Annotated in this window: 7 protein-coding genes; 2 read left to right on the top strand and 5 right to left on the bottom strand. The window is 62.0% G+C overall.

Annotated elements, in window-relative coordinates:
• Nucleotides 1-737 (top strand): outer membrane protein assembly factor BamD (locus Q0O05_RS09085; RefSeq protein ID WP_293662298.1); only part of this gene is annotated, 737 nt, incomplete at its 5' end.
• Here the strand turns inward: Q0O05_RS09085 and Q0O05_RS09080 are convergent.
• Nucleotides 691-2,706, bottom strand: coding sequence for an ATP-dependent DNA helicase (locus Q0O05_RS09080; protein ID WP_293662297.1), 2,016 nt, complete (start codon nucleotides 2,704-2,706; stop codon nucleotides 691-693). The two genes, Q0O05_RS09085 and Q0O05_RS09080, sit on opposite strands and share 47 nt — an antisense overlap.
• Nucleotides 2,707-2,935: 229 nt before the next feature.
• Between Q0O05_RS09080 and Q0O05_RS09075 the strand changes: the two genes are divergently transcribed.
• Nucleotides 2,936-3,697, top strand: a complete 762-nt coding sequence (locus tag Q0O05_RS09075; protein WP_293662295.1) for a protein phosphatase 2C domain-containing protein — start codon at nucleotides 2,936-2,938, stop codon at nucleotides 3,695-3,697.
• A gap of 562 nt (nucleotides 3,698-4,259) precedes the next feature.
• Here Q0O05_RS09075 and zapE read toward each other — a convergent pair.
• The 4 genes from zapE to Q0O05_RS09055 all read right to left on the bottom strand — a co-directional run bounded on the left by zapE (nucleotide 4,260) and on the right by Q0O05_RS09055 (nucleotide 11,085).
• On the bottom strand, nucleotides 4,260-5,357 hold the full coding sequence (gene zapE, locus Q0O05_RS09070) for a cell division protein ZapE (RefSeq protein ID WP_293662293.1): 1,098 nt from the start codon (nucleotides 5,355-5,357) through the stop codon (nucleotides 4,260-4,262).
• 80 nt (nucleotides 5,358-5,437) lie between these two features.
• On the bottom strand, nucleotides 5,438-6,865 hold the full coding sequence (gene lpdA, locus Q0O05_RS09065; protein ID WP_293662291.1) for a dihydrolipoyl dehydrogenase: 1,428 nt from the start codon (nucleotides 6,863-6,865) through the stop codon (nucleotides 5,438-5,440).
• Nucleotides 6,866-6,877: 12 nt separating this feature from the next.
• Entirely contained in the window at nucleotides 6,878-8,140 is a 1,263-nt protein-coding gene (gene odhB / locus Q0O05_RS09060) for a 2-oxoglutarate dehydrogenase complex dihydrolipoyllysine-residue succinyltransferase (RefSeq protein ID WP_293662289.1), read from the bottom strand.
• A gap of 50 nt (nucleotides 8,141-8,190) precedes the next feature.
• Nucleotides 8,191-11,085 carry a 2-oxoglutarate dehydrogenase E1 component gene (locus Q0O05_RS09055; protein ID WP_293662287.1) on the bottom strand — a complete coding sequence of 965 codons (2,895 nt, stop codon included), beginning with the start codon at nucleotides 11,083-11,085 and terminating at the stop codon, nucleotides 8,191-8,193.
• Nucleotides 11,086-11,450 lie beyond the last annotated feature (365 nt).

The raw sequence follows: 11,450 nt of genomic DNA, 5'->3' as shown, positions 1-11,450 counted from the left end.
GCTCGACGGCCCCAATCGACAAAACCGCTGGCATGAGCCCGAACCAGCTCTATGCGGAAGCCAAAACCGAAATGAGCTCGTCGCAGTGGGATAAAGCGGTACCTCTGCTGGAAAAGCTCGAGGCCCGCGCTGCCGGAACGCCTTTGGCTCAACAGGCACAGCTCGACAAGGCGTACGCGCAATTTAAAGCCGGCGAACAGGCCCAGGCTCTGGCTACGCTGGAGCGCTTTATGAAGCTGCACCCCGCCAGCCCCGCGATGGACTATGCGATCTACCTCAAAGGTATCGTGAACTTCAATGACGACCTGGGCTTGCTGTCGTCGATTACCCGCCAGGACCTTGCCGAGCGAGACCAGAAGGCAGCCAAGGAATCGTTTGAATCGTTCAAAGAACTCAGCGTGCGCTTCCCCGATTCCAAGTACACGCCCGATGCCCGCCAGCGGATGAACTACATCGTTGGTTCGTTGGCCCAGTACGAAGTCCATGTGGCGCGCTATTACTACAAGCGTGGCGCCTACCTGGCCGCAGCCAACCGCGCCCAGCAGTGCCTGACCGACTACCGCGATGTGCCCGCCACCGAAGAAGCGCTCTTCATTCTCTACAAGTCTTACGACGCGCTCGGCATGGACAAGCTGCGCGACGACGCCAGGCGCATTCTTGAAAAAACCTACCCCGGGTCCGAGTTTCTGGTTAGAGGCTGGAAAGAGAATACGGACCCGTGGTGGAAATTGTGGTGAGCTGACGCAGCGCGTCCTCAAACTCCTCGGGCCCGGCCAGTGCTCTCATCGACGGCAAGGCAGCCATCAAGGTGCGGCCATAGCCTTTTTCGCGCAGGCGCGTATCGCACACCACCAGCACGCCGCGGTCTGACTCCCGGCGGATCAGACGCCCCACACCCTGTTGCAACGCCACTGCTGCCATCGGCAACTGGACATCTTTGAAGGCGCTACCGCCCGCCGCTTCCACACTCTGGCAGCGCGCCTGCAGCAAAGGGTCATCGGGCGGCGCAAAAGGAATTTTGTCGATGATGACCAACTGCAGCGCCTGACCGGGAATATCCACCCCCTCCCAGAACGACGCGGACGCGACCAAAACACAAGCAGCGCCCTCGCGCCGCAAGAATTGATCCATCAGGTCCCGCTTGGACCGCTCGCCTTGGGTGAGCACCGTCACATCCAGATGTCCGGGTAAGCCATTGCGGATGCCGTCGGCAATCAGGCGCATGGCCCGCAAGGTGGTGGTCAAAATCAGGGTGCGGCCACCCAGAATCTGCAGGGCCTCGACCGCCAAATGCGCCAGCTGGGCGCTATGCGCAGGGTCTGAGGGCGCGGCAAACGGCCGAGGCACATACAACGCCGATTGCTGCTGGTAGTCAAACGGGCTCCCCACCCGCAACGTTTTTGCGCCCTGCAGGCCCGTGCTGGCGAGAAACCAGTCGAAGTTGCCGCCCGGCCCCAACGTTGCCGAGGTGAATATCCAGGCCATGGTTCCAGCCATTCCCCCATTCGGGCCCACCTTGGCCCGCATAGCCTCAGAGATGTCCATTGGGCTCTCCACCATGCGCAGACGGGTTCCGTTATCGATCCAACGAACTAGGCTGCCCTCAGCCGGGGCTGCCGCCTTTTCCAGGTGGGTAGCCAAGTCTGCAGCACGCTCTCCAAGTGCCATCAAAGCCGGGTGCGCACCTACCACGCCACCCAATGCTTCGCGCAATGCCTCAAGGGAGACGCTCACACGCAGCAGCCTGCGTTGCCACAATCCGGCGGGGATGCCGGATGGCACCTCGTCTTGCCATGGCAGTCGCCCGGCCGCCATGCCCGCCTCGGGGCACACGGCCTGCAAATCGACGGTGGCCATCTCCATCTGCTCGACCAACAGCTGCCAGTCTGCCAGCCCCCGCGCCCACTGCAGCCCGGCAAACACCACATCACGCCCCAAGGCAAGCAACTGCCCGGTGGACCACTGCCGCCCCAAAAACTGCACACCGATGTCATTTAACCGGTGGGCTTCGTCGAAGATGACAGCGTTGACCGTGGGCAGCAGTTCTGCAACGCCGGACTCGCGCACGTGGGCATCTGCAAAGAACAGGTGGTGGTTGATGACCACTACGTCCGCGCTCATGGCTTCCCGCCGCGCGCGGTAGACAAAACATTCCGCAAAGCGGGGGCACTGGGATGCAGTGCAATTCTCGCGGGTAGAGGTGACCAAGGACAGCATCTGCGCAGACTCTTCCAGACCGGGCACATCGGCCACATCCCCCTTCTCAGTCGCGCTGGCCCACACCTCGACGCGTCCCAGTAAACGCAAATCACCCGGCGCTTGCAGCAGCCCATGGTGGCGCGCCACGCCCAGGCGGTGCAGGCACAGATAACTGCTGCGCCCCTTGAGCAAGGCCAAGCGCACCGGCACTTGCAGGGGGGCCAACAAAGCCGGAATATCACGCGCGAACAATTGGTCCTGCAGCGCCTTGGTGGCAGTGGATAACAGGACCCGTCCCCCGCTCAAGAGCGCGGGCACCAGATAGGCATAGGTCTTACCGACACCGGTTCCGGCCTCCACCACCAGCACCTCCTTGTCCTGCAGGGCCTGCGCCACCGCGCGGGCCATGTCCTGCTGCCCGCTGCGTGGCAGGTACTCAGGAACCAGCGCCTCCAGAACACCGCCAGTCCCGAACACCTGCTCGACGCGCTCTACCAAATCTGCCATCAGACAAACACCCCACGAAAACCCCGGGTGCTTAAAACGGCATGTTTCAACGGCGATGGAATGGGAGGGCTTGCGGTGTGGGTCAAGGTGCGAATGCCGTGAAGCAACAAGATGCCTGGAGCCAAGCGGGCTGAAATAGGTGAGCCTGATAATAAGGTGCACTGGCGCCAAGGCACCAACAATCGCCCCGCCGGTTCACACCACTCGTACCAATCGCAGCAATCACACCATGCCCACCGGCTACCGCCTCAGCGCATCGACTGGCATCCATAAGGGTGACCGCGAGTACCAGCAAGATCAGGTTTCGCTCCTGAAGCATCCGCGCATCAACGGTTGTCTTCTGGCCATCGTGGCCGACGGCATGGGCGGGCGAAGCGGCGGGCGCAAGGCCTCGGACCAGGTCATGCTCACGGCCAGGCAGCTGTTTGAACGCTACGACCCTGCCACCGATGACCCTGTGGCCACCCTGCGGCAAATCGCGCAGGAGGCCCATCTGGTCATCAAGTTAACGGCCATCTCTGCAGAGGAGGAGCCGCACAGCACATTGGCCGCTTTTCTCATCAACCCCGGCGGCGAGTGCCACTGGGCTCACAGCGGCGACTCGCGGTTGTATCAGTTTCACGGAAACCGCTTCATTCGCCGAACACTGGATCACTCCTATGTGCAAGCGCTGGTCCAGCGCGGCGAGATTAGCGAAGAACAGGCGCTGACCCATCCCCAAGGCAACATCCTGATTGGCTGCCTTGGCACCGAGAACGAGCCGCCGGTGGACTTTCACTACATTCCGGCCTTGCGCGCGGGCGATGTGTTGATGGCCTGCAGCGACGGTATCTGGCACTACTTCACCTCGACGGAGCTGAGCGCGGTGCTCTCTGCGCTGTCGCCGCGCGAGGCTTCGGAGTTCCTGATTGAGAAGGCGCGTTCCCGCGCCCGGGGGGGCGGCGACAACCTGTCGCTGGTCATCGTCAAGGTGGAGCCGCTGGATCCTTGAGGGCTCACCGGCAGGGGGTCCGCCCTGTTTTTTTTCTCTTGCAGGCGCTTTTCCAGGTCGGCCCTGTAGCGCGCAGCTTCTTCCTGCTTGGCGTCGAACGCCGCGCGATTGGCTGCAGCCTCTTCGGGGGTGATGGTCTTGACTTTGTCGGCGCGTGTGCCGGAGGCGCCCGCCTTTTGCTGCGCGGGGGGCGACTTGGCAGCGGCCGGTTCCGCGGGCGCGGCGCGACCTGCTTCCAGCGCACGTTGCTGCTGCTCAGCGGCTTTTTCATCCAGCACACGGAGCTGGTCGCGCGTGCGCTCGGCGCGCTGGACATCACGAATCACGATTTCTCGCTTGCGCAGCAGGGCCGCCCGGGCGCGGCGTTGGGCGGCCACATCGGCCAGACAGGCATTCACAGCAAAGCGCTCATAACAAGCTGCCTCAGCCCTGGCGCTCTCATTTTGCAGCTGGGTACGCTCTGCCTCTACCGCCTCTAAGGTGTCGGCCGCAGGTGTCTGGGCCCCTGCCGGCGTGGCCAAGGTCAGCGCAAGCGCAACCCAGCAGGCACACGCAAAGGTTTTCATGTCAGACGGGTGTCCACCGTACGCCGTTCCAGGTCGAGAAACTCCTGCGACTGCATTTCGGTAAGGCGCGAAACAGTGCGCGGGAACTCATGTGACATCGGCCCCTCGGTGTACAGCGCCTCAGGTGCCACATCCGCCGAGAGAATCAGCTTGACTCGACGGTCGTACAGCACATCCACCAGCCAGGTGAAGCGCCTCGCCTCCGAGGCCATACGCACCGGCATGTACGGCACGCCGCTGAGAAACACTGTGTGAAACGTTGAGGCAATCTCCAGGTAGTCGTTTTGAGACCGCGGGCCGCCGCACAGGGGCTTGAAATCGAACCAGACCACTCCACCGGCCCTGCGGCGGGCCTGAATCTGTCGCGCCTCGATGTGCAGCACCGGGTCCTGGTCCTGCTGCTCGGCCAGTGCGTTAAAGGTCACCGTCATGGCGGCCTCAGCCTGCGGGCCGTTGGGCATGTGGTACAGCTTGGCGTCTTGCAGAGTGCGGCGGCGGTAGTCGGTGCCGTTGTCTACATTGAGCACTTCGAGCTTGGCATTGAGCAGCGCAATGGCCGGGAGAATGCGGTCGCGGTGCAAGCCGCCCGGGTAAAGGTCGTCAGGTTTGAAGTTCGAGGTGGTGACAAAACCCACGCCGTTGTCGAAGAGGGCGTTCAACAGCCGGTGAAGAATCATCGCGTCGGTGATGTCGGCCACATGGAACTCATCGAAACAAATCAGCCGGTATCGCTTGGACATGCGCTTGCCCAATTCATCGAGCGGATTGACCGTGCCCTGCAACTCCACCAGTTCGCGATGCACTTCACGCATGAACTCATGAAAGTGCAGCCGGGTCTTTCGCTTGATGGGGACGGCGTTGAAGAAGCAATCCATCAGGAAGCTCTTGCCCCGCCCTACCCCGCCAAACATGTAGACGCCACGCGGAATCTCGGGCCGGTTGAGCAACTTCTTGAGCGCATTCGAGCGCTTGGCTTTGTAGGCCGCCCAGTCGTCGGCGCATCGCTGAAGAGCCTCCACCGCTCGCAGTTGGGCGGGGTCTGCGGTGTAGCCACGCGCTTTCAGCTCGGCTTCGTAGGCCTCTTTAACGCTCAATGCTTGGCTCCGGTTGCTACAAAAAGAGAAGCTGCTAGCGCAATATCCACGGGCGCTAGCAGCCTATTCAGCCCTAAAAATCAGAAGTTCAGCGTGCGCTTATCGACCGCCAGCGCCGCTTCCTTTGTTGCTTCGCTCAGCGAGGGGTGGGCGTGGCAGATGCGGGCGATGTCTTCTGCGCTAGCCTTGAACTCCATGGCCACCACGGCCTCGGAAATCAGCTCGGAGGCTTGCGGGCCCACGATGTGCACACCCAGGATTTCGTCGGTCGTGGCATCCGCCAGGAACTTCACAAAACCGGTGGTGTCGCCCAGCGCGCGTGCGCGGCCGTTGGCCAGAAAAGGGAACTGACCGGCCTTGTAGGCCACGCCGTCCGCCTTGAGTTGCTGCTCATTGCGGCCTACCCAGGCAATTTCGGGGCTGGTGTAGATGACCCAGGGGATGGTGTTGAAGTTCACGTGACCGTGCTGGCCGGCAATGCGCTCGGCCACGGCAACGCCTTCTTCTTCAGCCTTGTGCGCCAGCATGGGCCCGCGCACCACATCGCCCACCGCCCAGACGCCGGGCAGGTTGGTCTTGCAGTCAGCGTCCACCACAATAGCTCCGCGCTCGTCCAGCGCCAGGCCCACGGCTTCGGCGTTCAGGCCGATGGTGTTGGGCACCCGGCCGATGGAGATGATGAGTTTGTCCACATCCAGCGACTGGGCTTCGCCCTTGGCATTGGTGTAGGCCACCGAAACGCCCTTTTTGCTGTTCTTGATTTCGCCGACTTTGACGCCCAGCTCAATCTTCAGGCCCTGCTTGGTGAACGCCTTGAGGGCTTCTTTGGCAACGCCTTCGTCCACCGCACCCAAAAACACGGGCAGACCTTCGAGGATGGTGACTTCGGCGCCCAGGCGCTTCCAAACCGAACCCATTTCCAGACCAATGACGCCGGAGCCTATCAGCCCCAGTTTCTTGGGAACAGCGCCGATATTGAGCGCGCCGTCGTTGGAGAGGATGTTGACTTCATCAAACGGCGCGCCGGCCAAAGCGCGGGCGTTGGAGCCGGTGGCAATGATGATCTGCTTGCCGGTGATGACTTCGTCAGCCGCGCCAGCCACCTGAATTTCGTAACCGGCGTCACCGGCTTTGACAAAGGAACCACGGCCGTGGAAGAAGGCGACCTTGTTCTTCTTAAGCAGGTACAGGATGCCTTCGTTGTTTTGCTTGACCACGTTGTTTTTGCGGGCAAGCATCTTGGCCACATCCATGCTCACGCCCTTGACCTCGATGCCGTGCTCGGCAAAGTGGTGGTTGGCGTGGTTGAAGTGCTCCGAGGACTGCAGCAGCGCCTTGGACGGAATGCAACCCACGTTGGTGCAGGTGCCGCCGGGGGCGGGGCCGCCGGCGGCGTTCTTCCATTCGTCGATACAGGCGACGTTGAAGCCCAGCTGGGCTGCGCGGATGGCAGCGATATAGCCGCCGGGGCCGCCGCCGATGACGACCACATCAAATTGTTTGCTCATGGTGGCTATTCCTTAGATGTCAAACAGCAGGCGGGCCGGATCTTCCAGCGCTTCCTTCATAGCCACCAGGCCCAGCACGGCTTCGCGGCCGTCGATGATGCGGTGGTCGTAGGACATGGCGAAGTAGTTCATCGGGCGCACCACGACCTGGCCGTTTTCGACCATGGCGCGGTCTTTGGTGGCGTGCACGCCCAGGATGGCGCTCTGGGGCGGGTTGATGATGGGGGTGGACATCATCGAGCCGAAGGTGCCGCCGTTGGAAATCGAGAAGGTACCGCCGGTCATGTCTTCAATGCCCAGCTTACCGTCCTTGGCCTTTTGGCCGAACTCGGCGATCTTCTTCTCGATGTCGGCAAAGCTCATCTGATCGGCGTTGCGCAGAATAGGCACCACCAGGCCGCGGGGCGAGCCCACCGCGATACCGATGTCGAAGTAGCCGTGGTAAACGATATCGGTGCCGTCCACCGACGCGTTCAGCACAGGGAACTTCTTGAGGGCATGCACTGCGGCCTTCACAAAGAAGCTCATGAAGCCCAGCTTCACCCCGTGCTCTTTCTCGAAACGCTCCTGCATACGTTTGCGCATCTCCATGACCGGGGCCATGTTGATCTCGTTGAAGGTGGTCAGGATGGCGTTGCTGGCCTGCGACTGCAACAAGCGTTCTGCCACACGGGCGCGCAGGCGGCTCATGGGCACGCGCTGCTCAGGGCGGCCGGCCAGCGAGTCGGCCAGGTTAACAGCGGGCGCTGCCACTTGAGGCAAAGAAGTGGTCGGAACGCCCGTGGGGATTGCGGAGGCAGCTACTACTTTAGGAGCAGCGGCGGCGGAGAGCACATCACCCTTGGTGATACGACCGTCTTTGCCGGTGCCCGCCACATTGGCAGCCGACAGGCCGTTGTCCGCCAAAAGCTTGGCGGCTGCGGGCATGGCCACGCCGGCCTTGGAATTATTGGCAGTCGGTGCGGCTGCGGCAGGTGCTTGGGCGGCCGCCGCAGCAGCCGGAGCAGCGGCAGGGGCCGAGGCGCCAGCCACTGCGGTGGTGTCGATGCGTGCAATCAGCTGCTCGGCTGCGACGGTGGCGCCGTCGGCGACCACCAGCTCAACCAACACACCTGCTGCGGGCGCCGGGACTTCCATCACGACCTTGTCGGTTTCGACTTCGATCAGGATCTCGTCTACCGACACGGCTTCGCCGACTTTTTTCTTCCATTGCAACAGGGTTGCTTCCGCCACAGACTCAGACAGCTGCGGGACTTTGACTTCTACGATGGCCATATCAAATCTTTCAGTAATTCGTTAGAGGGGGGTGCGGTGCTGTGGCTGCCTTACTTGGTCAGCACAAAGCCCTTGAGCTTGCCGAATGCGCCTTCGACCAGAGCCTTTTGCTGCTCCTGGTGCAAATGGGCGTAGCCCACAGCCGGCGACGCGGACGCAGCGCGCCCCGAATAGCCCAGCTTCTGGCCCTCCAGCATGTTTTCGTGGATGTAGTGCTGCACGAAGAACCAGGCGCCCTGGTTCTGGGGCTCGTCCTGGCACCAGACCACCTCGGTCGCGTTGGGGTACTTCTTCAGTTCCGCGGCAAATACCTTGTGCGGGAAGGGGTACAGCTGCTCCACCCGCATGATGGCCACGTCGTCGTGTCCCTTTTCTTCGCGCTTCTTGACCAGGTCGTAGTACACCTTGCCGGAGCAGGCCACCACGCGCTTGACCTTGTCAGCCTTCAATTCCATATTCTCGGGAATGACGGTCTGGAAGCTGCCCTTGGTGAACTCGGACAGCGGCGAAGTCGCATCCTTGTTACGCAAAAGGCTCTTGGGCGTCATGATGATCAGCGGCTTGCGCAGGTTGCGCACCATCTGGCGGCGCAACACATGGAAGATCTGGCTGGCTGTGGTGGGCTGCACGATCTGCATGTTGGTGTCGGCAGCCAGTTGCATGAAGCGCTCCAGGCGGGCCGAGCTGTGCTCAGGGCCTTGGCCTTCGTAGCCGTGCGGCAGCATCAGGGTGATGCCGTTCACGCGGCCCCACTTCACTTCGCCGGAGGCGATGAACTGGTCAATCACCACCTGCGCGCCGTTGGCAAAGTCGCCAAACTGCGCTTCCCAGATCACCAGCGTGTTGGGATCGTTGGATGCGTAGCCGTACTCAAAGCCCAGCACTGCTTCTTCGGACAGGATGGAGTCGATGACAACAAACGGGGCCTGGTTGTCAGCCACATTCTGCAAAGGCACATAGGTGCCGGCATCCCACTTTTCACGCTTCTGGTCGTGAATCACCGCATGGCGGTGGGTGAAGGTGCCGCGTCCGCAGTCTTCGCCGGAGAGGCGCACCGGGTAGCCGCTGGCCACCAGCGAGGCGAACGCCATGTGCTCGCCCATGCCCCAGTCCACGTTGACTTCGCCGCGGCCCATGGCTGCGCGGTCGTCGTACACCTTTTTCACCAGTTGGTGCGGGGTGACGTTCTCGGGAATCGTCGTGAGCTTTTCCGACAGGCGCTTCCACTCGGTCATGGGAATGGCGGTGTCGCCGGCGTCGGTCCACTTCTTGCCGAGGAACGGCGACCAGTCCACCGAGAACTTGCTCTTAAAGTTGGTCAGCACCGGGTCGACGGTGTGCTTGCCGGCGTCCATCGCGGCGCGGTATTCCTTGACCATGGTGTCGCCCAAATCAGCGCCCAGGCCTTGCGCGGCAAGCTTGTCGGCGTACAACTTGCGGGTGCCGGGGTGGGAGGCGATTTTCTTGTACATCAGCGGCTGCGTAAGCGCCGGGGTGTCCTGTTCGTTGTGGCCCAGCTTGCGGAAGCAGGTGATGTCGACCACCACGTCCTGCCCGAACTCCATACGGAACTCCAGGGCCAGCTGGGTTGCCATCACCACGGCTTCGGGGTCGTCGCCGTTCACGTGCAGTACCGGCGACTCGACCATCTTCACGATGTCGGTGCAAAACGCGCTGGAGCGCATGTCACGCGGGTCGGAGGTGGTGAAGCCGATCTGGTTATTGATGATGATGTGCACCGTGCCGCCAGTGGTGTAACCACGGGTCTGGGCCAGCGCCAGGGTTTCCTGGTTCACACCTTGGCCACCGAAGGCGGCATCGCCATGCACCAGCACGGGCAGCACCTGGCGACCCTTGGGGTCGTCGCGGCGGTCCATGCGGGCGCGCACCGAGCCCTCCACCACCGGGTTCACGATTTCCAGGTGCGAGGGGTTGAATGCGAGGGACAGGTGAACCGGGCCGCCGGAGGTCGACATGTCCGAGCTGAAGCCCTGGTGGTATTTCACGTCACCAGCGGGCAGCTCTTCCGGGGCGGTGTGGTCAAACTCGGCGAACAAATCGGCGGGCATCTTGCCCAGGGTGTTCACCAGCACGTTCAAGCGGCCGCGGTGGGCCATACCAATCACGATTTCCTGAATGCCCTTGGCACCGGCTTGCTGGATCAGCTCATCCATGGCAGCAATAAAGCTCTCGCCACCTTCCAGCGAGAAACGCTTCTGGCCGACGTATTTGGTGTGCAGGTAGCGCTCCAGGCCCTCGGCCGCGGTCAGGCGCTCGAGGATGTGCTTCTTCTTGTCAGCATCAAAACGGGGCTTGCTTCGGGTGGCCTCCAGTTTTTGCTGCCACCAGCGTTTCTGGTTCTGGTCGGTGGTGTACATGTACTCCACGCCGATGGTGCCGCAGTAGGTCTCGCGCAGGGCGTTCATGAGGTCGCGCAGACTCATGGACTCTTTGCCGAAGAAGGTGTTGCTGATGTTGAAAACAGTTTCCTGGTCCGCATCGTTGAAGCCGTAGAAAGACGGCTCCAGCTCGGGAATGTCGTCGCGCTCCACGCGCTTCAGGGGGTCCAGGTCGGCCCAGCGGGCGCCCACGTTCCGGTAGGCGGCAATCAGCTGTTGCACGGCGGTGCGCTTGCGGCCCATTTCAGAATCGGCGCCGGTGGCTTGGACGGTGCGCTTGACGCCCTTTTTGGCCAGATCGACGAAGGCGTTGACGACCGGAAGGTGGGCCACGTCTTTGGAGATGCTTCCGTCCGCGGCAGGCACGTGCTGCAGCGCATCGAAATAGTCGCGCCAGGTGTCTGGAACGCTACCGGGGTTGGCAAGGTAGTTCTCGTACATCTCTTCGACGTACGGGGCATTGCCACCGAACAGGTAGGTGTTGTTTTGGTAGGTTTGGTACACGGACGAGCCCGTGTTCGAACCATTGGAGCTGGAATCACTCATATCTCGCTGACCTCCGTCCCCCTTCAGGGAACATTAGCTGGTTAAAGCTGGTTTATTAACCTTCCGCGACACGGCTGAACCGGTTGGCGGATGCGACTGTGGCATGGGAAGGGCCTGCAATGCAAAACAGATTGTGCCACCGAAAAAAGCGCGTCATGACAGGCTCGCCCGACGCGCCGGCCCCGGCCGGCACAAACTCCTGCTCGTTTATGCCAACAGATCGCGGATTTGTTGGAGCGCGCCGGGATCTTCCATGGTCGTCAGATCGCCGGGGTCGCGCCCTTCACACACTGCCTGAATCGCGCGGCGCAGCAGCTTGCCGCTGCGCGTTTTGGGTAGCACCGTCACAAAACGCACACGGGCCG

This window comes from Rhodoferax sp. OV413, assembly GCF_945881795.1.
Lineage (GTDB): Bacteria > Pseudomonadota > Gammaproteobacteria > Burkholderiales > Burkholderiaceae_C > Allorhodoferax.
This window is presented reverse-complemented; position numbering and strand designations above follow the sequence as displayed.